The organism is Flavobacterium sp. ALJ2 (assembly GCF_015594725.1).
Classification (GTDB): Bacteria; Bacteroidota; Bacteroidia; order Flavobacteriales; family Flavobacteriaceae; genus Flavobacterium.
Genome location: NZ_JADNRC010000004.1, coordinates 48,001 through 73,454 on the forward strand (window position 1 = coordinate 48,001; position 25,454 = coordinate 73,454).

General features: G+C 32.1%; 22 protein-coding genes. 3 read left to right on the forward strand and 19 right to left on the reverse strand.

The window, feature by feature from the left end; genetic code table 11:
* Positions 1-17: 17 nt before the first annotated feature.
* Positions 18-371, reverse strand: coding sequence for an ArsC/Spx/MgsR family protein (locus IUY40_RS05775; RefSeq protein WP_195735917.1), 354 nt, complete (start codon positions 369-371; stop codon positions 18-20).
* A gap of 73 nt (positions 372-444) precedes the next feature.
* Between IUY40_RS05775 and IUY40_RS05780 the strand changes: the two genes are divergently transcribed.
* Entirely contained in the window at positions 445-900 is a 456-nt protein-coding gene (locus tag IUY40_RS05780; RefSeq protein ID WP_195735918.1) for a DinB family protein, read from the forward strand.
* Here the strand turns inward: IUY40_RS05780 and IUY40_RS05785 are convergent.
* The 14 genes from IUY40_RS05785 to IUY40_RS05850 all read right to left on the reverse strand — a co-directional run bounded on the left by IUY40_RS05785 (position 893) and on the right by IUY40_RS05850 (position 19,066).
* Complete coding sequence (locus tag IUY40_RS05785) at positions 893-1,402, reverse strand: septal ring lytic transglycosylase RlpA family protein (protein WP_195735919.1); 510 nt, start codon at positions 1,400-1,402, stop codon at positions 893-895. The genes IUY40_RS05780 and IUY40_RS05785 overlap by 8 nt on opposite strands.
* Before the next feature lie 84 nt (positions 1,403-1,486).
* The gene (locus IUY40_RS05790; protein WP_195735920.1) at positions 1,487-1,909 is read right to left on the reverse strand and encodes a hypothetical protein; all 423 of its coding nucleotides are present in this window, start codon (positions 1,907-1,909) and stop codon (positions 1,487-1,489) included.
* Between the two features lie 105 nt (positions 1,910-2,014).
* Positions 2,015-4,768 carry a TonB-dependent receptor gene (locus IUY40_RS05795; RefSeq protein ID WP_195735921.1) on the reverse strand — a complete coding sequence of 918 codons (2,754 nt, stop codon included), beginning with the start codon at positions 4,766-4,768 and terminating at the stop codon, positions 2,015-2,017.
* Between the two features lie 321 nt (positions 4,769-5,089).
* A complete protein-coding gene (gene pgi, locus IUY40_RS05800) occupies positions 5,090-6,733 on the reverse strand; it encodes a glucose-6-phosphate isomerase (protein WP_195735922.1) in 1,644 nt (547 codons plus the stop codon).
* 114 nt (positions 6,734-6,847) lie between these two features.
* Positions 6,848-7,183 (reverse strand): hypothetical protein, encoded by a 336-nt coding sequence (locus tag IUY40_RS05805; protein WP_195735923.1) that lies wholly within the window; start codon positions 7,181-7,183, stop codon positions 6,848-6,850.
* 38 nt (positions 7,184-7,221) lie between these two features.
* Positions 7,222-7,842, reverse strand: coding sequence for a hypothetical protein (locus tag IUY40_RS05810; RefSeq protein ID WP_195735924.1), 621 nt, complete (start codon positions 7,840-7,842; stop codon positions 7,222-7,224).
* A 36-nt stretch (positions 7,843-7,878) separates the two neighbouring features.
* Positions 7,879-9,099, reverse strand: a complete 1,221-nt coding sequence (locus IUY40_RS05815; protein WP_195735925.1) for a peptidoglycan DD-metalloendopeptidase family protein — start codon at positions 9,097-9,099, stop codon at positions 7,879-7,881.
* 20 nt (positions 9,100-9,119) lie between these two features.
* Positions 9,120-10,061: a tryptophan 2,3-dioxygenase family protein gene (locus tag IUY40_RS05820; RefSeq protein ID WP_195735926.1), complete on the reverse strand. Its 942-nt coding sequence runs from the start codon at positions 10,059-10,061 to the stop codon at positions 9,120-9,122.
* Positions 10,061-10,828, reverse strand: coding sequence for a DUF3108 domain-containing protein (locus tag IUY40_RS05825; RefSeq protein WP_195735927.1), 768 nt, complete (start codon positions 10,826-10,828; stop codon positions 10,061-10,063). The genes IUY40_RS05820 and IUY40_RS05825 overlap by 1 nt, the downstream gene beginning before the upstream one ends.
* 293 nt (positions 10,829-11,121) lie before the next feature.
* On the reverse strand, positions 11,122-12,282 hold the full coding sequence (gene hppD / locus IUY40_RS05830) for a 4-hydroxyphenylpyruvate dioxygenase (RefSeq protein WP_195735928.1): 1,161 nt from the start codon (positions 12,280-12,282) through the stop codon (positions 11,122-11,124).
* Positions 12,283-12,457: 175 nt separating this feature from the next.
* On the reverse strand, positions 12,458-13,615 hold the full coding sequence (locus IUY40_RS05835) for a homogentisate 1,2-dioxygenase (RefSeq protein ID WP_195735929.1): 1,158 nt from the start codon (positions 13,613-13,615) through the stop codon (positions 12,458-12,460).
* Between the two features lie 252 nt (positions 13,616-13,867).
* Positions 13,868-16,252, reverse strand: coding sequence for a patatin-like phospholipase family protein (locus IUY40_RS05840; protein ID WP_229335395.1), 2,385 nt, complete (start codon positions 16,250-16,252; stop codon positions 13,868-13,870).
* Between the two features lie 379 nt (positions 16,253-16,631).
* Entirely contained in the window at positions 16,632-18,431 is a 1,800-nt protein-coding gene (uvrC, locus tag IUY40_RS05845; RefSeq protein ID WP_195735930.1) for an excinuclease ABC subunit UvrC, read from the reverse strand.
* A 107-nt stretch (positions 18,432-18,538) separates the two neighbouring features.
* On the reverse strand, positions 18,539-19,066 hold the full coding sequence (locus tag IUY40_RS05850) for a hypothetical protein (RefSeq protein WP_195735931.1): 528 nt from the start codon (positions 19,064-19,066) through the stop codon (positions 18,539-18,541).
* Positions 19,067-19,166: 100 nt separating this feature from the next.
* Here IUY40_RS05850 and IUY40_RS05855 point away from each other — a divergent pair, with 100 nt between their 5' ends.
* Positions 19,167-20,147 carry a succinylglutamate desuccinylase/aspartoacylase family protein gene (locus IUY40_RS05855; RefSeq protein WP_195735932.1) on the forward strand — a complete coding sequence of 327 codons (981 nt, stop codon included), beginning with the start codon at positions 19,167-19,169 and terminating at the stop codon, positions 20,145-20,147.
* Positions 20,137-20,703 (forward strand): 5-formyltetrahydrofolate cyclo-ligase, encoded by a 567-nt coding sequence (locus IUY40_RS05860; RefSeq protein WP_195735933.1) that lies wholly within the window; start codon positions 20,137-20,139, stop codon positions 20,701-20,703. The genes IUY40_RS05855 and IUY40_RS05860 overlap by 11 nt, the downstream gene beginning before the upstream one ends.
* A 142-nt stretch (positions 20,704-20,845) precedes the next feature.
* Here IUY40_RS05860 and IUY40_RS05865 read toward each other — a convergent pair whose 3' ends face one another.
* The 4 genes from IUY40_RS05865 to IUY40_RS05880 all read right to left on the reverse strand — a co-directional run bounded on the left by IUY40_RS05865 (position 20,846) and on the right by IUY40_RS05880 (position 25,428).
* On the reverse strand, positions 20,846-21,595 hold the full coding sequence (locus tag IUY40_RS05865) for a tetratricopeptide repeat protein (protein ID WP_195735934.1): 750 nt from the start codon (positions 21,593-21,595) through the stop codon (positions 20,846-20,848).
* A gap of 90 nt (positions 21,596-21,685) precedes the next feature.
* A complete protein-coding gene (locus IUY40_RS05870) occupies positions 21,686-23,440 on the reverse strand; it encodes a BatD family protein (RefSeq protein WP_195735935.1) in 1,755 nt (584 codons plus the stop codon).
* A gap of 125 nt (positions 23,441-23,565) precedes the next feature.
* Positions 23,566-24,342, reverse strand: coding sequence for a tetratricopeptide repeat protein (locus tag IUY40_RS05875; protein WP_195735936.1), 777 nt, complete (start codon positions 24,340-24,342; stop codon positions 23,566-23,568).
* A 51-nt stretch (positions 24,343-24,393) separates the two neighbouring features.
* The gene (locus IUY40_RS05880) at positions 24,394-25,428 is read right to left on the reverse strand and encodes a VWA domain-containing protein (RefSeq protein ID WP_195735937.1); all 1,035 of its coding nucleotides are present in this window, start codon (positions 25,426-25,428) and stop codon (positions 24,394-24,396) included.
* Positions 25,429-25,454: the final 26 nt, after the last annotated feature.

The window sequence follows — 25,454 nt, forward strand, 5'->3', positions numbered from 1 at the left end:
TGTAATGCTGTTGAAGGTTATTTGGTTAAAACTTTCATTACCTGTAGGATGTTTTGTTGCGAGTTGCCAATGTAAATTTTATCATCAATAATAAACACAGGACGGCTCAAGAAAGTATAATGTTCTAGTATATATTTTTTAAAGTCAGCTTCAGTCAATGATTTGTTTTTTAAATCCATCGATTTATACAATTGTGCTTTTTTACTAAACAGCGCTTCGTAGCTACCAGAAAGACGATACATTTCTTCAAGTTCGGTTTCTGTAATTGGATTTTGCTTGATGTCATGAAATACCAAATCTATATCTTTAGGTAATCCTTTTATTATTTTGCGACAAGTATCGCAAGTGGCGAGGTAGTATATTTTATTCATAGTGTCGAAATTTTGAGTACAAAGAAAACCCTTTTAAGATTCAAAATGTCTATTTTTATAAAAAAACAGAACCATGAACCAAACATTTGAAACAATTAGAGTGAGTAGAAAATTGACATCACAATTTTTAGAGAATTATTCATTAGAACAACTAAATAAAATTCCAGAGGGTTTTAATAATAATATAATTTGGAATATTGCACATGTTATTGTCACGCAACAACTTTTAGTATATAAATTGTCGGGATTGCCAATGATGGTTTCAGATGAGTTAGTGGACAAATATAGAAAAGGAACTAAACCTGATGGAGCAATATCGCAAGTTGAACTCGATGAAATTAAATCATTACTCTTTGAAACTATAAATCAAACTGAATTAGATTATAATGCTAAAGTGTTTAAGTCATACAATGAATTAACTACAAGTCTTGGTTTTGCTCTTAAACGTATTGAGGATGCATTATCTTTTAATAACTATCATGAAGCACTTCACGTTGGAATCATGATGAGTATTCGAAAATTTATTTAATTTTTTCTATTATTTCAATAGTTACTTTCATTGCGCCCGCACCTTTGTTTTTGGTAATATCCATAAATGCACGTTTAGATAAATCTATTTCACGTGTTTTTACAAATGGCCCTCTGTCTGTAATTACTACAATTACAAACTTTCCGTTGGCTTCGTTTGTTACTTTTACTTTGGTGCCAAAAGGGAGTTTTTTGTGAGCAGCAGTATATTTATTGTTATTGAAGCGACTTCCGTTTGCAGTTTTTCGTCCATTAAAACGATCAGCATAGTAGGAAGCGTGAGCAGATTTTTTGTATATTTTTAATCTAGAATTTTTATCTATAGTTATAGAGTCTTTTTCGGTATTAGTAGGAGAAGCAACTGTTTTGTTTTTTAGGTTCTTTAAGGTATCCTGTATTATTTTAGGATCAACAGGTTTTGTTTGGCTGGTTATATATGAAAAACCACAACTTAGAAAAGTAATGACTAGGATAGAAAGTATGATATTTTTTTTGTTACTCATAAATTTTATTTTTAAGGTGATAAATTACACAAATAATATGCCGAAAATAAAAAAAGCCCTATAATTAGGGCCTTACTTGTGCTTTTAGAACCATAAGTTCCATGGTAATCTACTTAAAATCAATACTAATCCTAAACCGTAAAAGATTGAAAATGTTTTGAATTTAGATTCACTAGTGATTAAGTTTTTATGTTTTGACCAGCCAATAGTTATCAAAATGATTGCAATGATATTGATTAATGGGTGCTCTAGTGAAGTAAGTCTAAGTTCTGCGTTTGCCATTTGTCCAAAAGCTGCTTTACCAAGTGGAGAAATAAAATAAAGAATCAAACCAATTAATAATTGTGTATGAGTTGCAATTAAAGTAAAAAGCCCAATCTTACGATCTGTAGATGTAAAATCTTTTTTTGAAGTAAAACCGATGATGGCATTTATAACAGCAACCAATAAAAGTATTAAGACAAGATATGCCCATCCTGAATGAAATTTTTGTATGAAATCGTACATAGAACTAAAGTTTTTTAAACAAATATAAACAAAATTATGGCATAAAAAAAACGGCATTAAGCTAAAAGCCAATGCCGTTTTTGATAATTATTTTGATTCTAAATATTAGAAATTATAACTTAGTGTAAAGTTCCAAGTTCTTCCAAAACCAAAGTAAACGTTGTTGTTTGTCGCTATGCCTTTGTAAGTTGCTTGTGTAGGGTAATCAGCAGCAAAAAAATTAGTTTTAGATTCAGCAATGTAAACTTTGTCTAAAACGTTGTTTACATTTAATCTGAAGTTAAATGAATTATCTCTGTTTTTACCAACTAACATTTTGTATGAGAAACCAGCGTCAAGTAAACCGTAGTTTGGTAATTCTAAAGAACCTCTATTGTCAGGTTTGTCAAAGTTTATTGGAGCGATAGATGCATACAATTTGTCATTGTAGTTGTAGTTTGCGTCTATTGTTACTCTTTCTAACACTTCATAAGATGCACCTAAAGATGCTGTTAATTGAGCAGCGTCACCAACTTTTACTTTGTCTAAATATAAAGTTTTATTAGCTAACCCTTCAATTGGATTATTTGCAGAATCGTAAGTGTTACTTATACTGTTTCCGTTGTATATCCAGTTTCCAATAGAGAACATACCAGTAACTTTTAATTTGTCACTTAATTTTGCATTACCTTCAAATTCTATACCACTATGTGTTTCTGATATTCCAGAGTAATCTAAGTACCCACCGATATTTGTTGGAGAGCCATCGTTACCTCTCTGATATCTGTCTTTCCAAGTTGTGTGGTAAAGGTTTACGTTACCATTAAATACAGCAGAACGGAAACCGTATCCAGCTTCTAGACCTACAATTTTTTCGTTGGTCAAGTTACCATTTAATACATTTCTAAAGTTTGGGTAAACACTTGTAAAGAATGGTTGTTTTGAGTAGTAACCAGCATTTACAAATACATTGTGTTGTTCGTTGATGTTGTAGTTAACTCCAGCTTTTATGTTACCACCAAGTATGTTTTCATAATCAGTTTTTGCAATAGGGTTTTCTGGTGTATAGTTAAAACGGTCAGCCCTTTTGAAACCTTGTTGAGAGATCCCTCCTTGTAAGAATGCAGTTAAATTATCTTTAGAGTATTCTAATTGAGTAAATGCCCCGTACCAATTTACATTTCCATCATAATCATATCCTAATTTTTCATTAGCTGTTGCTTTAGCAAAAGGATTTAAAGATGGTTTAAGAGGGAAAATTTCTGTTAAGATTCTATTTGGATTGTTAACATCAGTTTTATCAAGAAATGCATTTGCACCATATAGATCATTTAATGTTTGATAGTGGATACCTTTGTATGTTCTTAAATCAACACCAAAATCTAATGTTAGAGTTTGTGATAATTTTTTGTTTAAACTTATGATACCGCCGTACCAGTTGTGAGAGTTAAAAGATGATACTTGAGAGATACCTGAAGTGTTATTAATTACACCAGCTGATGATCTTCCAGTATCAGCGCCATTAAGATATTGACCTCCGATTTGTTGTCTTTGGTAAGTTGTGCTACCAATTTGAATTGGTTTTCCAGAATTCCATGCTTGGATTTTGTCCCAGTCTACTAAACCATTTGCAGTTCTAAAGGCAGCACTTGCGTAGTTGTTACCTCTAACACCACCAGTAGTTGTAGCACCAGCTCCACGACCCCAAGATCCATAAACTACTGTAGATAATTTTGTAGTTTCATTTATATTCCAATCCCAGTTGATAGAACCTACTGGTTTGTGGTAATAATTAGTTCTTAAGTTATATTGTTCGCCATTTAAATATCCCCAATCAGAGTTGTATCTTGTGTTTGGTTCTCCGTTTGATCCATATTTTAGGTAAGTGTCAAGAGAGATAAATGTACTTCTTTGATCGTGCCATTGTGGAGCACCTGTGAAACTAAATTGAATATCGTGTTTGTCATTTGGTTTGTAACCCAAAGCGATATAATAATTCTTTCCTTCAAATTTAGTTCCATCTATATAACCGTCACCAGTTGTTGAACTTAATAATATAGACGCAGAAAGACCATTTTTCATAAGTCCAGTGTTGTAAGAACCTTGTACTTTTAAGTAGTTTGCATTTCCGAAACCAGAAGCAAAACTTCCTCCTTCTTTTAAATCAGAACTTTTAGTTAAAATATTTATTGTTCCACCTACAGAAGCAATGGCTAATTTAGAAGAACCTAAACCTCTTTGTACTTGCATTGCTGAAGTTACATCTGAAAGTCCAGCCCAGTTACTCCAGTAAACAGTTCCACCTTCCATGTCGTTAATTGGAACACCATTTACCATCACAGCAATGTTCTTTTGGTCAAATCCACGAATGTTTATTCTTGAATCTCCAAAACCACCTCCAGATTTAGTAACATATACAGATGGTGTATTTTTTAAGATTTCAGGAAATTCCTGAGTTCCTAATTTTGCTTGAATTTCTGAAGCTTTAATTGTAGAAGCTGCAACAGGTGTTTTTCTGTCTTTTGCAATGTCAAGAACCCCACTTTTTATAACGATCTCCTCTAATTGGTTAGAGTTTGAAGTTAAAATGATAGTTCCTAAATTAACAGTTCCTCCTTTAGAAAGAGAAAATTTAACTGTTTTAGAATCGTAACCTAGGTAAGAAATAACTACTTCTCCAGATGCTACTGAAGTTGTAATAGTAAATTTACCATCAAAATCGCTAGAACCAGCATCAGTTGATCCTTTAACAACAGCGTTAGCTCCGGGTAAAGAATTTGAACCATCGGTAATAGTACCTGTGATTTTTCCTTGCGAAAATACGGTTGAAACTATCATGAACAATAGTCCTGTGAGTAACCAATTTTTCATTGTCTTCATTTGTTATTTAGTTAATTGTTTTTGGCAAAATTATAACAAATTAATCGGATTATGTTATCAAAACGTTAAGAAAATAATGTTTTGCGTAATCTCTTGAGTATTAAAGCGGTTTTATTGATTTATAGTAAAGAAATTAATGTTTTTTTGATTTTTAGGGCTGATTATTTGTTAAAATGGCAATGGGGTGTAGTGAGAAATTAAGACCTGATGTTAAATTTATATAAACAGAACGTGCTGAGGACTAGTATTATAAGAAAAAGCTTATTGATTATTTATTAATCAATAAGCTTTTATATATTGTGTAGTATTAAGTTCGGGGATTTACTTATTTTTTAAGAAATGATTTAGTAGGAAAGAAGTAGAGCTATCGTGATTCTTTACTGTTTTTGTATTGATCTCTTCAAGTATTGAATTAGCTAACTGCTTTCCTAATTCAACTCCCCATTGGTCAAAACTGAATATATTCCATATAATTCCTTGAACAAATATTTTGTGTTCATATAAGGCAATTAATGATCCTAAAGATTTTGGAGTTAATTTCTGTATCAAGATTGTATTTGTAGGTTTGTTGCCAGTAAATACTTTAAAAGGCAATAAAAGCGCTACTTTGTCTGCAGAAAGACCTTGTTTGTCAAATTCGGTTTGAACTTGCGATGCTGTTTTTCCGTGCATTAAAGCTTCCGTTTGAGCAAAGAAGTTTGACATCAATTTATTATGATGGTCTTCATTACTATATAATGGCTTCATATATCCAATAAAATCTGTTGGAATTAATTTTGTTCCTTGGTGTATTAATTGAAAAAAAGCGTGTTGAGAGTTTGTTCCAGGCTCTCCCCAAATGATAGTTCCAGTTTGGTAGTTCACAGGTTTTCCGTCACGGCCAACACTTTTTCCGTTACTTTCCATAGTTGCTTGTTGCAAGTATGGAGCCAGTTTTTGCAAATATTGGGTGTAAGGAATTAAAGCTTCACTTTCGGCTCCGAAAAAATTATTATACCAAACACTCAATAAAGCTAGTACAACTGGAATGTTTTGGTCAAATTCGGCTGATTTGAAATGTTCGTCCATTTCATAAGCACCATCCAATAATTCATTGTAATTATCAAAGCCTACTGCTAAGCTGATACTTAAACCAACTGCACTCCATAATGAAAAACGTCCACCAACCCAATCCCACATTGGGAAAATATTATCCGGGTTAATCCCAAATTCGGTAACTTTTTCAATATTGGTTGATACAGCAACAAAATGTTTAGCGATATCTTCTTGGCTAGCCGATTTTAAAAACCATTCTTTTATGGTTTCAGAATTTGTTAGTGTTTCTTGTGTTGTAAAAGTTTTTGAAACAATTACAAATAATGTTGTCTCAGGATTTAGTTTCTTGATAATTTCATTTACGTGATCACCATCTACGTTTGAAACAAAATGTGTTGTTAAGTGGTTTTTGTAAAACTGTAAAGCTTCAACAGCCATTACAGGGCCTAAATCAGATCCGCCGATGCCAATGTTTACAATGTCAGTAAATTCTTTTCCTGTAAACCCTTTTCTTGTGCCAGAAGTTACTTCTTGAGTAAATGCTTTTATTTTGCTTTTTACGCTGTACACTTCAGGAATTACGTTCTGTCCATCTACTTTTATTACTGCCGATTCTTTGGCGCGTAAAGCAGTATGTAAAACAGCTCTATTTTCAGTTTGATTAATGATTTCTCCACTGAAATATTGTGATATAGCATCTTTTAATCCAATTGAATTGGCTAGCTCTAATAAAAGAGAGATTGTTTCTTGACTGATGTTGTTTTTAGAATAATCTAGTAAAAAGTCATTCCATAATAAGTTGAATTTTTCAACACGAGTATCATCTTGTTGAAATAATTCTTGTATCGTAGTTTTGTGAGTTGCGTTATAGTGGTTTTGTAGATTTTTCCACGCTTCAGTCCCAGTTGGGTTTGTTGTGTTTAAAGCCATTTTTTGTTTTAATTGAAAATTTGGTTATTAATACACAAAAATACTGAAATTAGTTTTTAATAGCGTAGCGCTTCACAATTATATGACAATTAGTTACGAAAACGTTTTATGGAGTTATTCGTTTTTAATTTTTGTCGTTATTATAACCGCACCATCATTTTCTTTTTCATTATAAATGATGCGACTACTATTTTTGTTTAAAAAGTCTAAACTTATGATATCAGATTTTTTAAGAGGCAATAATATGGTATCTTGTGTCTTGTTGTATTCGAAAAGCACTCCATTTATTACAATTAAAGGAGATTTATCAATTTGATCTTTTTTAAAGGCTTGGTTAATGGTTTCTGTGATAAAATATTTATTTGCCTCCATATCATTTAAAATAAAAGTATGAGGATTAGTACATCCTAATGCTATTATAGACAAAACTATTAATAAAATTTGTTTCATTAATTGCTATGATTAAAATGTTATTTTTAAGTAGAATTTTACCAAATTTTCCACCAAGGCTTCTTGTTAACTTCAATTGTTTTTTTGTCCATATTGATTTCTATTCTTTTCGGTGATTCCATTTTAATTTTAGAATCATCAAAAAACATTACGCCATTATCATTTATTCCAATTGGAGATTTTGTTCTTTCTTTCCAGTCTTTAGTTTGTAGTTCTGGAATTAGCAGGCTGTTTTTTTTGTTAATGAAATTATCTCGTGCTTTTTCTGTGATTTCTTCTTCCAAATTTGAAGATGAATTTTTAAAGAGTGTTAGTGAATTGTCAGGAATATTTAAAAGCAAAATTTGAGTTTTGTCTTCGATTGTCAGAATGTCCAATACTTTAAAATAAGCAAGGGTATCTATGAGAAAGTGCCCGATTTTTGCTGAATTGGGATTGAATATTGATAAGTCTTTTGCATGAGCGCTGGCTATTAAATATCTGAAATTTTCTGAAAGGCCTTCGCCAAAAGAACTCATATCAGTAAAGTCTTTTTCTTGAATTATTTGACCAACTCTATAATTTAAAATTAAGTTATCGGGTAAATGGGTATCTCTGTAAAATAGTTTTAAACCTGAAAAAGTTTCATTATAAATAGATTTAAGACGATAGTTTTTCATTGTTTCCTTTTTTAAAAGATGAGATTTTAATAAAAACTACAAATTTCCAATGCTGTCCAGTTCTCTTTTTAGAGGTTCTATTTGCTTTAAGAAGCGTTCTCTATTTCTACCAGTCAACGATTCTCCTGTTGGTAGATTTAATTTTAAAGCATCAACCTGAACTCCATTTTTCCAGAAACGATAACAAACATGAGGTCCGGTTGCCAATCCTGTGCTTCCTACTAATCCTATTGTTTGTCCTTGTGTAACTCTTTGTCCTCGTTTTACTAATATTCGGGACATATGTAAATATTGGGTAGAGTAAGTACCGTTGTGTTTTACTTTAACAAAATTTCCGTTTCCAGCAGTGTATCCTGTAGTTTCTACAATTCCGGCCGCCGTTGTAGATATTGGGGTTCCTGTAGGAGCTGCATAATCGGTTCCTTTATGTGCTTTCCAAGTATGTTGTACAGGGTGAAATCTATTGCTAGTAAATCTAGATGTGATTCGGCTAAATTTTATTGGTGTTTTCAGGAAGAGGTTTTTAAGTGTTTTTCCCTCATCATCATAATATTCTATTTTTCCAGATGTTGTATCTTGTTCGAAAGGGAAGGCGTAAACGATTTTGCCTTTATATTCAAAGAAAGCAGCTTCTAGTTCTTCTACACCATTATAAATAGAGTCATTTATGAAGCGTTCTTTAAAAATTAAGCCATAGCGATCTCCTTTTTTTAATTTAAAGAAGTCGATAGACCAGGCGAATATTTTAGTAATTCGGCTAGCAAGTGCAGTTTCGACGCTTTCATTTCCTAAAGTCCCCGATAGAGAGTTTTTTAAAATGCCACCTATTATTTTTCGTTTAAGAGTAACGGGTTTTACTTTTTTGTATGCCTTTGCAACGCTATCTCGTAAATCAATTACATAATAGCTTAATGCATCGGGTTGGTATATGAAAACTTGTAGATCGTTTGTTTTATTTTTTGATCTAAGAAGCGTGTATGGTTTGTGATATCGGATGTTTCTAACATTAAATGAATCTTTGATTTGTTCTACAATACTATAGACTTGTTTGTTACCAATGTTTTGTCCTTGTATTATAGATCCAAAAGTTTGTCCTTTTTCTATAGTGTCATTAATTACATTGTAGTCAGCATAATTAAATCCAAATTCAATTTTTACTGGTTTTGGTTTGGTAATTTTTGGTTCAATTTTATCCGTTGTTTTATTACATGATATTATTAAAAATAATAGTGTTATAATTGCTAATACTTGTTTCAAACTCTTCCTTATTTTATTAATTAAACTTCTTTTTCATTTCCCCAATTGGCTAATTCTTCGGGGCTCCATAATTCTGGAAAAAATATTCTACGTTGGTATTTTGGATGCATATATTTTTGCCAATCGCTTCCGCCAGTTGCTTCTCCATTTCCTTTTCCGCTTTCAAGAATGTATTTTTTAGCTGTGTTTAAATGTTGCATTACCCAAGTAATATTTACAGTATGGTCGTAATGGCGCATTGCTTCAATTAATACTGGGTTTTTTTGGTCTTTTTCTGGAAGTTGCTTGAATTTTTGCCAAATATTTTTAGTTTGGTATTCTTTCATTTGAGTTAGAAACTGAGATTTGTATTTTTTCTCAAATTCCTGAAGTAAATATGATTTCTTTCCTGTTTGATAATCTTTTCCAGCTGCTTGCCAATATAAGTGCTCAAAGCTAGTCTCTAGATTTGTGCTTGCATCAAATGTATTTTTGTATCTGCGATCTGTTAAATTTATAACATCGGTTGAGGAAAATTCGATTAGTCGATATTGTGCGCTCTGAAAACCACTTGCTGGTGTTAATGTGTTTCGGAATTTCATATACTGCTCTACTTCCATTCCATTTTCCATAATACTAAATGAGTTGGTAAGCATGTCAAAATATCGTGTAATTCTAGAAAGGCGTTCGCTAAAAAAATCGGTTTGAATGTTTTCTGCTTCCGAAATTTGTTCAATCTCCCATAGAATCATTTTAAAAATTAATTCATTTACCTGATGATACATTATAAATACCATTTCATCAGGCAGGGTTGTTCTTTGTATTTGTAGGTTTAAAAGTGCATCAGTTTGAATGTAATCCCAATAGGTAATAGGTTTAGACCAAAGCAGACCTTCTAATTGTACATCTGTTTTTTGGTTAATAGCATGGTATTTTTTGCCAATTTCTTTTAAAATTGATTCTGAATTATCAGTGATATTCATTATTTTTTTACTTTAAGTGGATTCTTTAATCCTTTGTATGCATCCAAATCGGCTTTTAATGAGCCAACGGCAAGTTCTGCTTTTATTCGGACAGGCAACTTATTGTCGTCATCTGTTATCCATAGAGTTACGCTTTCCTTTTCTTTAAAAACTCGCCCCGATTGTACCAATGGTTTAAAAATCATTGTTGGAACGGTTCCAAATTTAGTTGTAATATCCTCACGACCTACGAATTTTAACTTAAATTTTGTTGTTTCGTTGTCAAAAAACATGTCGATTGTTATTGAGTCTCCTGATTTCAGTTTATCTATATTAGGATGATTTCTCAAATAATAAAAAGAAGATATAATATCTTGCACGTTTTTACCAACAGCTACTGTTTTTTCTGTTTTGTGTTTGTAGTCTTTTACCAAAACTCGGCCATCTTGATTAAAAAAGCCTTCTTGATTTTTGGTATAACCACCTTCGTCTATTTTTCGTACAAATTGATATGGGTTGCCTGTTTCTTTGTCAAAGTAACTTTCGTATAAGTCATCTACTTTGAAGAAAAAGCGAGACATACCAGTTGTATATCCTTTGCCCACTGCGTGGAATACTTTTTTGTTGTTTACTGTCGCTTCTTTCATTTCTAGAGTTGCATATCCAGCATTTATAATGCCATAATGTATTCTAAATTTGAACCATTCACCCACATCAAAGGCATCTTCTTTTTTGGTGTCGAAGCTAAGTGTAAGCATTACGAATATGCAGAGGATTAGTTTTTTCATAAGTTTCTTTGACAATTTATAAAAATAAAAGCAAATTCTATTCCAAATTTATTAAAACAAAAAAACTCAGTCAAGAAATGACTGAGTTTTTATGCTATTAACTAACCAAAAAACTATAAATTATGAAATTTATATCAATTTAGGAAGGAAACCACCCCCTCCTGTTTTGCGAGTGCAAAGATAGATATAAACTCCTTAAAAATAATAGCAAAAAAGTTAGTTTAACATAACATTTGTAAAAAAAGCATCAGTTTAAAGAGAATTTTTTCGCATAATGCATAAAAAAAGACTTTTTACAGCGTTCCTCGCAATTCTTGCTCTCTTTCAATTGACTCAAAAAGGGCTTTGAAGTTGCCAGCGCCGAATCCTTTAGCTCCCATTCTCTGAATTATTTCAAAAAATAGGGTAGGGCGGTCTTGAACTGGCTTTGTAAATATTTGTAATAAGTACCCATCTTCGTCTGCATCGACCATAATGGCTAGTTTCTCTATTTCATTCAAATCTTCTTTCATCATATCCATATGAACCCCTAGACGCTCAGGAATTGCTTGGTAGTATGTGTGTGGAGGTGGAGATAAAAATTCTACACCTCTGGCTTTTAATTCAGATACTGTTTTTATGATGTCATCTGTAGCGATAGCTATATGCTGTATTCCTGGGCCGCCATAAAAATCTAAGTATTCCTCAATTTGTGATTTTTTCTTTCCTTCGGCTGGTTCATTGATTGGGAATTTTATTCTTCCGTTTCCGTTACTCATTACTTTGCTCATCAACGCAGAGTATTCTGTATTGATTTGTTTGTCGTCAAAGGATAAAAAATTTACAAATCCCATAACATCTTCATAGAATTTTACCCAAGTATTCATTTCGTTCCAGCCTACATTTCCTACCATATGGTCGATGTATTTTAATCCTGTTGGTTCTGGATTATAGTCAGATTTCCATTCTTTGTAACCTGGTAAGAATATACCATTGTAGTTTTTTCTTTCCACAAAAATATGAACGGTTTCTCCGTAAGTATAAATTCCTGAGCGAACTACTTCTCCAGATTCATCTTTTTCGACAGTTGGTTCCATAAAAGAGCGAGCACCGCGTTTCATGGTTTCTTCATAAGCGCTTCTGGCATCTTCAACCCAAAGAGCAGCAACTTTTACCCCATCACCATGTTTTTTAAGATGTTCATGGATCGGAGAGTCTTGTGTTAATGGTGTGGTTAAAACAATTCTGATTTTATCTTGTTTTAATACATAAGATGCTTTGTCTTTTACTCCGGTTTCTAATCCTGCATAGGCTAATGATTGATAACCAAAAGCTGTTTTGTAATAGTGAGCCGATTGTTTTGCATTCCCTACGTAGAATTCTACATAATCTGTTCCTAATAATGGAAGGAAGTCTTGTGCTCCTTCAAATATTTTTTCTAAACCGTATTCTACTGATTTTACTTCTTTACTCATTGTGTTTATTTGTTTAAGCGGTTAATCGTTTAATTGAAGAACCGAAATGTTGTTTTTAAGTTTTGGTTTTTTAACCGTAAAGGGCGCTAAGTAAAAAACGCAAAGTTCGCAAAGTTTGTCGTGGCGATGTTTGCGTAAAATTCTTGCGGACTTTGCGGTTAGATTGAAAGTGAAATTACTCCGTCCAGGATTTGTAATACTGTCCATCATCAAGCCCCATTGCTTCTTCTGTAACCATAAGAGGTCTGAAAGTATCAACCATTACGGCTAATTCGTGGGTTTCTTTGTGGCCAATACTGCGTTCCATTGCGCCAGGAGCAGGGCCATGCGGAATTCCTTTTGGGTGTAAAGTGATGTGGCCTTGTTCAATATTATTACGGCTCATAAAATCGCCATCAACATAGTATAGCACTTCATCTGAATCGATATTGCTGTGGTTGTAAGGTGCCGGAATTGCTTTCGGGTGATAATCGTAAAGTCTTGGGCAGAATGAACAAACTACAAAAGTTGCCGTTTCAAAAGTTTGGTGTACTGGTGGTGGTTGATGTACGCGTCCAGTGATAGGTTCGAAGTTGTGAATCGAAAATCCATACGGAAAATTGTAACCGTCCCAACCCACAACATCAAAAGGATGTGTAGCATAAAGTACTTCGTGTATAATGCCTTCTTTTTTGATTTTAATTAAAAAATCACCTTTTTCGTCATGTGTTTCTAATTCATTCGGCAATATAAAATCACGTTCACAAAATGGGGAATGCTCTAAGTGCTGACCAGATTGGTTTTTGTAACGTTTAGGGGTGTAAAATGGAGAATAAGATTCGACATAAAAAAGACGGTTGTCTTCCGTTTCAAATTCTATTTGGTATATGATACCTCTAGGAATAATTAAGTAATCACCATATTCAAAAGGGATATTTCCTAACATGGTTCTTAGTTTTCCTTTTCCTTTGTGGATGAAAAGCATTTCATCTGCATCTGCATTTTTATAGAAATATTTTGTTAGTGATTCTTTTGGGGCTGCCAATCCAATAATACAGTCTTTGTTGACTAACATTGCTTTTCGGCTATCTAGAAAGTCATTTTCGGGTTTTAATTCAAAGCCTTTAAAAAGTAATGATTTTATATTTTTTCCGATTGCAATTTTCGGTTCAACAGAGTAAGAGTTTAGAATTTCCTTGACTTGTGTTGGTCTGTGAACATGATAGGATAATGATGAGTGTCCGTGGAAGCCTTCAGTTCCAAATAACTGTTCATAATAAAGTCCGCCGTTTGGTTTTTCGAACTGGGTATGTCTTTTTTGAGGAAAACTTCCTAATTTATGATATAATGGCATGGCTTTTCAATTAGATAATTTGTAAATTAGATAATTAGAAAATATGAATTGTGTGAACAGATAATTAGTTTATTTTCTAATTGACCAATTATCCCAAATCGAAACCATTACTCAGGATTTCTCTTAATGAGGAATTGAAGATAATCTAATAAACCTATCCATTTTGTTTTCATTATAACAAATGTCGTATTTTTTTTAATTAAAATTGCATATTATGTTATTTATAATATAAAAAATCTCCAAAAATTCAAATTAAAATACAAATCCTATTTTAAACCAGGTGTAACCTTTTGTATTTTCGGGTGACCAAGAATATTTTACTTCTATAGGGCCTAACATTGTTTCTAAGCCGTAGCCTATGGCATAACCTGTGTATTTTGGTACCGACACCCATTCGACACCTTCGAAAATGTTGTTTCCGAGGTTTGCGAAGTTGGCAGCAAAATTAATGTGATTCTTTTTGAATATTTCATAATCGAAAGTTACTTCAGTTTTTATGAAGCTATTTCCTGCTGTACTTAGAAAGTCATATCCGTAGAAGTAATTAAAATTATCTATTTTTTGGTAACCATAACCTCCTAATATATAATTAAAAAAAGGTACACTCGCCTGACCAAAAGTTAGTCCCGCATTGGTTTTAAAGAGGATAGTAGCTTTATTGAATATGGTTTCTGCGAAACCAATTTCGGCTTTTGCAGTAGAGAAAGGCTCAAATGCTTTTGTATAATTTGAAGAAAACAAATAGGATTGGATATTACCTGAGAAACCCCATCCTTTTTTAGGAAAATCTTTATTGTCGAAACTATCATAATTCATATAACCGAATAAACTAAAGTAACTGCTATTGTCAATATTAGGATCTATATTGGTTAATGTCTTGGAGTTTATTCTTAAATATTTATATTCTACACCACCTCCAATCAAGAATTTTTGAACAAAAATACTTTGAAAATACGCTTCATTAGTTATATCAAGAAAATCGACATTAACTAAATTTGGATCTATACTTTTGTTTAGAGGATCACTTAATTGGGTAGTTATATTTCGGTTAAATTGCGTTAGTTTTGATTTAAATCCAAAACTTATATTAAACCCATTTTCAATATAATAGTCAAAATTATATCTAAAATTATCTCCTAAAATTATATCTAATGAAGTAATATCATTTTTAAAGAGTGTTTTTTTATGGGTTAGATTTACTAAGATAGCGCTTTTGTATAAGCCATCATAGTGTAGACCAAGTTTTAAATAAGTTTGTGTTGGGTTTTCTTTTAGTGTTAAGTTTAAGTTGTCTATAGAATTATCAGGATCTAATGAATATGAAATGGCACTAAAGTTTTGGGTGGCATTAATGTTGTTAACTCCTTTAGTAAGGTCAGCATAGGTGATTTTTGAGCCAGATTTAAAACGTAATTTACTTGTTATATATTCGTCAGTGTAATTGTCTAAGTGGTTGCAATTTATGTTCTCTATTTGGAGTGTGTCTGAAGCTACTTTTAATTTAGGTTTTTTATAATAGCCTTGTTTTTCTACTAATGCTTTGATTTTTTCATAAACAGAAAAAGCAGCATCTTCTCCTCTGCGAATAATTTGACCTCCTTTGTCAAATGAAATTACACCATATTCTTTAATATCTGGTTTGATATAAATATCTGTGTTTTTTACTTTTTTCTTCATCTTGTCTATAGATTGAAGATTGGTAATTTGTACTAATATGCGAGTTGCATCTTTAAGCTTATGTCGATCTAGTAAATCATCTTGAACATCGACACCTATAATGATATCTGCACCTAAATTTCGAACTTCTTTTATTGGGTAATTATTTACAACTCCACCATCTACCAGAAGTTTTCCATCTATTTCTATAGGAGAAAACAAGGATGGGAATGCTGCACTGGCAATCATGGCTTGAGCCAAGTTGCCTTTGTTTAATAATACTTCCTCACCAGTTTCAATATTGGTACCAATACACAAAAATGGAGTAGGCAATTGATTAAAATCTCGAATGTGTCTTACGTTTCGAGTAAGGCTACTTAACAAATTATAATTATACATCCCTTTAGAAAGTGCTTCGGGGATACCAATTTTGAAATTACTAAAAGGTAAAATTATAGCATATAATTCGTCATTTCTTTTTTCGTAAAAATTTTTAGAAGACCTTGGGATATAATCATTTATTAAATCATCAAAGTTTGTCTTTTTGAAAATTGAATCAATTTGAGTTGCATTGTATCCTGAAGCATAAAGACCTCCGATTATAGACCCCATGCTGGTACCTCCTATAAAATCTATTTTCACTCCAGCTTCTTCTAGCACTTTTAAAACACCAATATGAGCAAATCCTTTGGCACCACCACCACTTAGTACCAATCCTATTTTTGGTCGATACGATTCATCGGTGTTTAATTTTTTTATGGTGTCTTGAGAAAATGTACTCTGAGTGAAACCTAATACTATTAAAACAACTAATGGTTTTATGTTCTTGATGGTTCCAATAGCTATCGGAATGGAAAACTGCGAGTACATAAAGGCTATTTTTTCTTGTATAAAAAGAGCGACCCTAGAAGCTTCTTTTTTTACAATAGAAAAAAAGTTTATTAATCGAGTATTCGTAATGGACAGCTGGATGAGGCTCATAGAAATAGCTGGTTTGTTTTGTAAAAGTCGGAAATATTATTGAACTTTATATGTCAAATTTGTTTTAATAATATTATTTCTTCAATAATATTAGGTTTTTGTTTTTGTTAAATTTCTACATATCGGTATGCCATCGTGCGCCAACTCTGCAACTAGATTGGATTGTTTTCTTCTTTTTGTTTATTTGTATGTCGCAAAATTCGTCGCATTCAAGCCCTATGTTTCAATACTATTTATAATTTGTATTTTATTATTCTTAGAGGTTGTGATTTCTAATTTTTCGAAATCATTTACTGCTTTTATTTTTATGTTATCTTTTTGACTATAACTATGGAATGAAAATAGTAGGAGGATATTTAAAATGATTATTTTCATGGTATTATACCGAGTTGTTGTTGTTGTAAAATGTTGTTATTTTTTTTGCTTTGGATGGACCTATAACGTCTGTTATTTCTTTTTCCGAAGCCAGTTTTAATCGTTTTACACTTTTAAAATGTTGTATTAAGGTTAACATGGTTTTTTCGCCAATTCCGGGAATACTTTCTATAGATGAATTTAATGCTGCTTTGCTGCGTTTATCACGGTGAAATGTAATTCCGAATCGGTGTGCTTCGTTTCGTAATTGTTGTATTATTTTTAATGTCTCAGATCTTTTATCTAGATATAATGGTACTGAATCTCCAGGATAAAAGAGTTCTTCAAGACGTTTGGCAATACCTATTATTGTAATTTTACCTCGTAAACCAAGTTCGTCGATACTTTTTAAAGCAGCTGACAATTGTCCTTTTCCTCCATCAATAATTATTAATTGAGGTAATGGTTCGTTTTCCTCTAATAATCTTTTATAACGGCGATAGACGATTTCGGTCATAGACGCAAAATCATCTGGGCCTTCGACAGTTTTTACATTAAAGTGACGGTAATCTTTTTTGCTTGGTTTTCCATCTTTAAAAACCACACAGGCAGCAACAGGGTTTGTTCCTTGTATATTGGAGTTGTCAAAGCATTCGATATGACGTGGTTCAATAGGTAGGCGTAAATCTTTTTGCATTTGTGCCATAATACGTTTTGTATGGCGATCAGGATCTACAATTTGTAACTGTTTGAGTTGTTCTATGCGGTAAAATTTGGCATTTCTAATTGATAAATCGAGGATTTGTTTTTTATCACCCAATTGTGGAACAGTAACTTTTATATTTTCTCCTAAATCGACTTCAAAAGGCACAATTATTTCTTTAGAAAGTAATTGAAAACGTTCGCGAAGTTCGATTATAGCTAGTTCAAGTAATTCGGCATCAGTTTCGTCTAGTTTCTTTTTTATTTCTAATGTATGTGAACGTATAATCGACCCATGCGAAATTTGAAGAAAATTGACATAGGCGGCACTCTCATCAGAAATTATCGAAAACACATCAATGTTGGTAATTTTCGGATTAATAATAGTTGATCGTGATTGATAATTTTCGAGAACTTCTATTTTTTCTTTTATTTTTTGAGCTTCTTCAAAACGTAGATCTTGTGCCAATTGGGTCATGTGACGTTTAAAATCCTTCATGCTTTCTTTGAAGTTTCCTTTTAGAATTTCGCGAATTGCATCAACTTGTTTTTGGTAATCTTCTAGTATTTCTAATCCTTCACACGGACCCTTACAATTGCCAATATGAAATTCCAAACATACTTTAAACTTGCCACTATCGATATTTGATTTACTTAAATCGTAATTACAGGTTCTAAGAGGATAAAGCTCTTTAATGAGATCCAAAATCGTATGAACGGTCTTAAAGCTGGTATAAGGGCCAAAGTATTCTGAACCATCTTTGACCATTTTGCGTGTAGAAAAAATGCGGGAAAAAGGTTCTTTTTTTATACAAATCCAAGGATAGCTTTTATCATCACGTAATAATACATTGTAGCGTGGCTGTAAGGTTTTTATAAGATTGTTTTCTAATAAAAGAGCATCGGTTTCAGTAGGAACAACAATGTGTTTTATAGTTACAATTTTTTTTACCAAAACATTAGTCTTGGCTGTATCATGAATTTTGTTAAAATATGAGGAAACTCTCTTCTTTAAATTTTTAGCCTTACCTACATATAATATTTTTCCGTCTTTATCATAATATTGATATACGCCAGGGTTGTCTGGTAATGTTTGAATTTGGAGTTCGAGTGGAGTATGCATATAACAAAATTAAACTTTTGAGTTTAAAATATATAATTCTTTTGAGTTTCTTCAAAAGAAAGAGTCCGTTTTCTATAGAAAACGGACTCTTTCTTTATTGGGAATTTTTATTTAATTGTAAAGTATTCTGTTTGTAGTAAATGTGTTCTTTCATCAAATGAGAAATCTACATATTTTGCATCATCTTTTTTAATAGAAATTTCTAATCTGCTTCTTCCAATTTCTTTTTTATTAGCATCGTATGCTTTTAAAATTAGATCTCCTTTAAAATCATTTTTAGCGATTAAGTATATGGTTACTTTTTTCTGCTTATCGGTATCTGCTCCGTATATTTTTTCAGCTTTGCATTCCTCGAAGTTTACCTTAAAAGTAGGCTCTGAAATTACTTTTGATGTATTTATACTCTCGCTTATTCCTGAATTTATCCCTTTGATTACATCACCGATTCCTTTTGAAGCACTTTTCGCAGCTTCTTTTCCTTGTTCTTGGAGTGCTTTTCCTGCACCTTCTATTAACTTAGATTTTACAGCGATTACTTCATTTCCATCTGTTTCTGCTTTTTTCATTTTTTCTTCTTTACTCATGCAAGAAATCAAAAGAGATAATGCACCAAATAAAATTGCAATTTTTTTCATTTGTGTTTTAGTTTGTTGATTTTGTTTAGGAATTTATGTATTAAAACCCAAATGTACAAATATAAAATATAATTTCTATATTTAGCTTTTATTATTGAATATGAGAAACAGTATACCGCTGGTGATTTTTGGTGAATCCATTTTACCAGGTGAGAGTAAAACCATCAATGTCGAAATTGCCCGACTGCACACTACTACTAAACTTAATATTCCTGTTATTGTGAGACGTTCTAAGCTCGAAGGGCCTGTAGTGCTCTTTTCTGCAGGGATTCATGGTGATGAAATTAATGGTGTCGAAATTGTTCGTCAGATAATTAGCAAGAAAATAAATCGTCCGAAAAAAGGAACTATCATTTGTATTCCTGTAATAAACATGTATGGTTTTGTAAATAAAGCACGAGAGTTTCCTGATGGTCGCGATTTAAATCGAGTTTTCCCAGGAAGTAAAAAAGGTTCTTTGGCAAGTCGCTTTGCATATCACATAGTTGCTGATGTTTTACCAATTGTCGATTACGCAGTCGATTTTCATGCTGGTGGAGCAAGTCGTTTTAATGCGCCACAGATTAGACTTTCTGAAAACAATCCTGATTTAAAAATTCTAGCAGATGTGTTTAGCGCACCCTTTACTTTGTATTCTAAAAATATTTCGGGTTCGTTTAGAAGTATAAGTGAAAAATTAAAAGTGAAAATGTTGCTTTTCGAAGGCGGAAAATCATTAGATATTAATCATGATATTGCTAATGTAGGTATTGATGGAGTTAAGCGTTTACTCGCTCATTTGAAAATGTTAGATTCTAATCAGGTTGTTGAAACTCCAGATAAACCTTCTATTTATATTGAAAAATCAGTATGGCTACGCGCTAAATGCTCTGGATTGCTACATGACTATGATACAATTGGTAAGTTTGTTAAAAAAGGAGCTATTTTAGCAATTATTACTGATCCATTTGGTAAGTTTGAAAGAAAGGTGAAAGCACCACATGATGGTTATATCATAAATGCAAACCATTCGCCAATTGTGTATGAAGGTGATGCTATTTATCATATGTCCAAAAACAATTTAGAGGAAGATGACAACTAAGAAAGAATTGCGTTTAGAAAAAAAAAGGTTAAGAAATCAGCTTACTGAAACAGACATTGAAGAATTGAGTTTGGTTATTGCCAATAAAGTACTTTTATTACCAATTTGGGAGAAAACTTATTTTCATGTTTTTCTACCGATTGTAGAACATAAAGAAGTAAACACGGAGTTTATTCTGCATTTATTAGCTGGTAAGGACAAAGAAATTGTTGTTTCAAAAAGTAATTTTGAAACTAGAGAAATGACCCATTTTTTGCTTACAGATAATACCAGAATTAAAAAAAATGAATATAATATTCCTGAACCTGTAGATGGTCTAGAAGTTCCATCAAGCAAAATTGATGTTGTTTTTGTTCCTCTTTTGGCTTTTGATACTTTTGGGAATAGAGTAGGATATGGGAAAGGATTTTATGATAAGTTTTTATCTGAATGTAAACCCGAAACTATAAAAATAGGATTGTCTTTCTTTGAACCAGAAATCGAGATTACAGATGTTTTTGAAGGAGATGTGAAATTGGATTATTGCGTTACACCTGAGAAGGTTTATAAATTTTAGTTTTTTTCTACAAAGATTCGTGAAGAAATTAGATTTAGCTTATGTTGAATTAAGATTTGCAAAGTTTAAATTGTATGCAAAAAAAATAAGACTGCTTTAAGAGTCTTATTTTTTTATTTAAAGATATAGACGTGGTAAAAAACTATTTCACCTCTTTAACTGCTGAGGATTCTATCCAACCTTCAGTCCCATCAGTTAATTCTATTTTTTTCCAGTTTTGTAATGATTGTTTTACGTATACTTTTGCTCCTTCATGAAGTGTAAAAATTGATGAACCAGCTTTTTGAGGTTCGCTACGTACTTCGGCAATTTCTGAAAATACTATAGCAGGTCTTTCATTGTCAAAATGACTTTTTTCTAGAAACCCTGCTGTTAAAGTTACAAGTAAAGCAAGTAATATTAAAAACATTCCGATAAAGTAAACTCTTTTTGTACGTGTAAGTTGCGAAAAATAATATCCAATAAAGCAAAGTAAGAAAGCTGAAGTGATCCCTACAGAAATCCATGCCCAAGTATTGTAATGGTATATTCCGGTAAAGTTTCGGATCAGTTTTGCAAAACCAACTTTAGGCACTTCTTTTATTTCGTCGATAGTTAGTTTTTTCGCAAATTTTAAATTGTTTAAAGCCTCTGGATGATTAGGGTTTAATACCAACGCTTTTTCATAATTGTATATTGCTGGAGCTACTTTATTTAGTTTGTAATAGCAGTTGCCTAAATTATAATATAATTCAGCCGATTGTTTTTTATCAACTTTTATAACGTTTTCATACTCTTGTACTGCTTGTTCGTATTTAGATTCTTGGTATAAAGCATTTCCTTTATCAAAGCTATTTTGAGCAAAGAAAATTTGGGATAATAATAAGAATAGGTATAAAAGAATATTTTTCATTTTATTGATATGTAATAAGAGTTTCAATTTTTTGAAGTTCAATCCAATATGAATTAAAATTCTTAGCGGGTTTTGCGGTTAGAAACCATATTAAACAATTTGTTTTTCTAATTCTGAAATTATCAATACTGCTTTATCAAAATCTTGCTGAATAGAAGCGCTAGATGCTGGTGCATATCGTGCAAACTCACAGTTTTCTGTTAAGTTAATGAAATTCTGAACTGATTCTGAATTTGCATTTCTTGATAATAAGATCTCTTTGATATTATCCTTACTCATTTCTGAAGTTTCAATATGTAATTTAGCTTTCAAGAAATTGTGCATTGCTTTTTCAAGTGCAATATAAAACGCCTCTTTATTATTGATTTGTTTTTTAGCTTGTGATAAATATTTCTTGGCTAGTTTATTATTCATTCTAATTCTGTTTCCAGTAATATCACCATCAAGTGCTTCTTTTTTCTTCTTAGCTAGAACAATAATTGGTAAAATAAGGAATGGTAAAAACAATAAGACATAATATAAGTTTGAACCATAAAAATCATCTTTTATTACTGAGGTGAAATTGCTTCTAAGTTTAATGTACTTGAATTGTTCGCTAGTCGATATTTTGTTTTTAGCAGTTGGACCAGATGCTACATTAGCTTCTGTCGGTGTTGGGCCATCAAGAACATTTACCATTATTTCTGGAGAGGTAATTGTTTTATAGCTTCCCGTATTCAAATCAAAATATGAGAATTGCATTGGTTTTATAGCATAATTTCCTTTGTATTGTGGAATAATAGTATAGGTATCAGAAACTTTTCCCGACATACCGCTAAGGGTTGTATTTACTTTTTCATCATGTACAGGGTCATACATTTCCAAAGCATTTGGTACAACAGGTTTAGGTAAAGTAAATAATTTCATGTTTCCGCTACCAGTTGCACTAACTACTAATTCTAGACCTTCTCCGTTTTTTAAAGTTGTTTTGGATGGTGTTACTTTAAAATCAAATCGACCAACAGCACCTGAAAAGCCTTCGGGTTTATTCGTTTCGGGAAGTGCTTTTACGGAAATTGTTTTTGAACCGGCAGATACGCGTTTGTTACCTTCCGTGATTATTACTTGGCCAAACATATTTCTTCTGTTGGTAGGTAATTGTACAGCAACGTCTAAGGATAGAGGTTCAATTGCTAATTTTCCTGATTTTTGAGGGTATAATACCGTTTTTTTAAGTACAACATAACGATATCTTTCTCCTTTAAACATGGCTTCTTCGGCAACAGGCTGTTTTATCTCGATATTCTGACTCCAAAAATCATTATATTTTGGTTTGTTTAATTCTCTCCAACTTGTAATACCGATATTATGACTGAAATATAATTTATAAACAACTGTAATTGGCTCATTTATATATGGTGACGTTTTTGAGATATCTGCGACTAAATACAAATTATCATCTGCAGATATCTGTTGTGGGTCATTAGGATCTCTTTCCTGTGCCACAGCAGCTGTGACATTTATTTTTATTGGTGAAGTTTTGTAAACCTGACCGTTATATTCTATTGCTGCTTGTTTTATGACAAGGCTTCCTTTTTGGTTTGGTAATAAAAAATAAGAATAAATTTTTTCAAATGAACTTCTTCCATTGATCCATGACTGGCTTACTTGTTGGCTTGGTCCTGCCACAATTCTGAAACCATCAAATGAAGGCTGAACAAAGTTATCGCCATCAACGTTCATAATGAAGTCAATTCGAAGTCTTTCGTTTAGACCAAGTGTAGTTTTACTTACTCTGGCTTCAAATTGAACTTGAGCCATAAGCCCTTGGAAACTTAATAGTAATAGAATTAAATATCTTTTCATTACCTGTATTTCAGTTTTTGTTTAACTGTTTAATTGCTTTTGATTGTTTATTTGCTTAATTGAATGTTTATTTAATATTATTTATCAAAGAAACAGTTAAACAAATAGAAGAGTAACCTTAAAAATTACCAGTCTTTTTCAGTCTTTTTAGGAGCTCCTTTTACTTTTTGGGCATTTACTTTATCTTGAATTTTCTTTTCCTCATTATTTACAGCATCTAGAAGATTTTGTAAACGTTCTTTTGATATACCGCCTGGCACTGGTTTTGGCTCACCCTTATTGTCATCTTTTTTAGGATTTCCTTTGTCATCTTTTCCATCTTTTTTATCCTTATTAGGATCGCCCTTGTCATCTTTTTTATCTTTGTCTTTATCTCCTTTGTCGTCCTTTTTATCTTTATCGCCGTCTTTTTTGTCGTCTTTTTTATCCTTGTCCTTGTCTTTCTTTTTGTCTTTGTTTTTATCTTCTTTAGGAGGGTTTTCTTTTAGCATTTTCTTTGCCAATGCATAGTTGTAACGGGTTTCATCATCTGAAGGATTGTTGCGTAATGCATTCTTATAGGCTTCGACTGCTTGTCCATAATCTTTTTCTTTCATGAAAACATTTCCAAGGTTATGAAAAGCTTTATGTTTTTGAGATGGTGTTTTGGCAATTTTTAAGGCTTTTGCGTAGGCAAATTTAGCTTCGCTCGCTTGATTTTGCTTATAAATAGCATTTCCTAAGTTATAAGGCGCAACGGTACGATTTGGAAATTTAGATTGCGAAATTCTATAATTAGCTTCGGCATCTACAAATTTATTCTGTGTATATTCTTCATTAGCTTTTGGCAACGCTTTATCCTTTTCTTGAGCTGAAATAGTCAAAGAAAGCGTCAATAAAATATATAGAAGTAAATTTTTCATTCTAATTTTTTTGTTTTTTTGTTTCAAAAGATAGTAACTGTTCTGAAACAATTATTTTTTCTCGTTAAATAAATTCAACTCTTTTACCCAGTTTGTTTTTCTTTCCAATAAGAACAGATCAATGAACAATAAAACAAAAGCAATACCAATTAACCATTGGAATTGTGATTGAAAATCGGCCATTTGTGTAGCTTCAAACTCTGTTTTTTGGATATTGTCTAAAGCATTTTTCACATAATCTAAAACCTCTTTAGTGTTTCCACCATAAATATAGCCTCCTTTGGTTGCTTTTGCAATAGCTTTTAAACCTTCTTGATTTAATTTTGTTATAACTATTTCGTTATTATTATCTTTCTGAAAGCTCTGGATTACACCATTTTTTTTCAACGGAATTGTAGCTCCTTTTTCAGTTCCAATACCAATGGTAATGATTTTCATTCCTAGCTTATTGGCTTCTTCAGCTGCGGCTTCGGCACCTTCAGAATGGTCTTCTCCATCAGAGATTAGTATCAGTAGTTTGCTTGTTTTGCTTTTTTCGTCAAAATAAGTTGCTGATAGTCTTATGGCTTCGTCAAGAGATGTTCCTTGTGATGAAACCATATCAGGACTCATACTTTGTAAGAACATTTTAGCTACGCTATAATCGGTTGTAATTGGCAAAACAGGGAACGCACTTCCCGCATAGGCAACAATTCCTATTCGGTCATTTCCTAATTGGTTGACAATTTGGGAAACTAGTTGTTTGCTTTTTTCTAAACGGCTTGGAGCTACATCTTCTGCAAGCATACTCTTAGAAACGTCTACGGCAAACACAATATCGATCCCTTCTCGTTTTACGGTTTCCATTTTTGTTCCAATTTTCGGATTAACCAATCCTAAAATCAATGCTGCTAAAGCTAAAAGGATAACTCCCAACTTTAAAAAGGGTTTAAAAACCGAATGCTCTGGAGTTAGTTTTTTCACTAATTCCAAATCTCCAAATTCGCGTTGCTTTTTTCTTTTCCAATACATATTGAAAAGGAAAATGCAAACCAAGATTGGAAGCAATATAAGAAGGTATAAATATTTTTTTTCGTCTAATTCCATTTTCTAATTCTAGTTTTCAGTTTCTA

Coding starts and splice junctions, on each gene's coding strand:
- IUY40_RS05775 (WP_195735917.1), bottom strand. CDS start 371: ATGAATAAAATATACTACCTCGCCACTTGCGATACTTGTCGCAAAATA.
- IUY40_RS05780 (WP_195735918.1), top strand. CDS start 445: ATGAACCAAACATTTGAAACAATTAGAGTGAGTAGAAAATTGACATCA.
- IUY40_RS05785 (WP_195735919.1), bottom strand. CDS start 1,402: ATGAGTAACAAAAAAAATATCATACTTTCTATCCTAGTCATTACTTTT.
- IUY40_RS05790 (WP_195735920.1), bottom strand. CDS start 1,909: ATGTACGATTTCATACAAAAATTTCATTCAGGATGGGCATATCTTGTC.
- IUY40_RS05795 (WP_195735921.1), bottom strand. CDS start 4,768: ATGAAGACAATGAAAAATTGGTTACTCACAGGACTATTGTTCATGATA.
- pgi (WP_195735922.1), bottom strand. CDS start 6,733: ATGGCTTTAAACACAACAAACCCAACTGGGACTGAAGCGTGGAAAAAT.
- IUY40_RS05805 (WP_195735923.1), bottom strand. CDS start 7,183: ATGAAACAAATTTTATTAATAGTTTTGTCTATAATAGCATTAGGATGT.
- IUY40_RS05810 (WP_195735924.1), bottom strand. CDS start 7,842: ATGAAAAACTATCGTCTTAAATCTATTTATAATGAAACTTTTTCAGGT.
- IUY40_RS05820 (WP_195735926.1), bottom strand. CDS start 10,061: ATGAATATCACTGATAATTCAGAATCAATTTTAAAAGAAATTGGCAAA.
- IUY40_RS05825 (WP_195735927.1), bottom strand. CDS start 10,828: ATGAAAAAACTAATCCTCTGCATATTCGTAATGCTTACACTTAGCTTC.
- hppD (WP_195735928.1), bottom strand. CDS start 12,282: ATGAGTAAAGAAGTAAAATCAGTAGAATACGGTTTAGAAAAAATATTT.
- IUY40_RS05835 (WP_195735929.1), bottom strand. CDS start 13,615: ATGCCATTATATCATAAATTAGGAAGTTTTCCTCAAAAAAGACATACC.
- IUY40_RS05840 (WP_229335395.1), bottom strand. CDS start 16,252: ATGAGCCTCATCCAGCTGTCCATTACGAATACTCGATTAATAAACTTT.
- uvrC (WP_195735930.1), bottom strand. CDS start 18,431: ATGCATACTCCACTCGAACTCCAAATTCAAACATTACCAGACAACCCT.
- IUY40_RS05850 (WP_195735931.1), bottom strand. CDS start 19,066: ATGAAAAAAATTGCAATTTTATTTGGTGCATTATCTCTTTTGATTTCT.
- IUY40_RS05855 (WP_195735932.1), top strand. CDS start 19,167: ATGAGAAACAGTATACCGCTGGTGATTTTTGGTGAATCCATTTTACCA.
- IUY40_RS05860 (WP_195735933.1), top strand. CDS start 20,137: ATGACAACTAAGAAAGAATTGCGTTTAGAAAAAAAAAGGTTAAGAAAT.
- IUY40_RS05865 (WP_195735934.1), bottom strand. CDS start 21,595: ATGAAAAATATTCTTTTATACCTATTCTTATTATTATCCCAAATTTTC.
- IUY40_RS05870 (WP_195735935.1), bottom strand. CDS start 23,440: ATGAAAAGATATTTAATTCTATTACTATTAAGTTTCCAAGGGCTTATG.
- IUY40_RS05875 (WP_195735936.1), bottom strand. CDS start 24,342: ATGAAAAATTTACTTCTATATATTTTATTGACGCTTTCTTTGACTATT.
- IUY40_RS05880 (WP_195735937.1), bottom strand. CDS start 25,428: ATGGAATTAGACGAAAAAAAATATTTATACCTTCTTATATTGCTTCCA.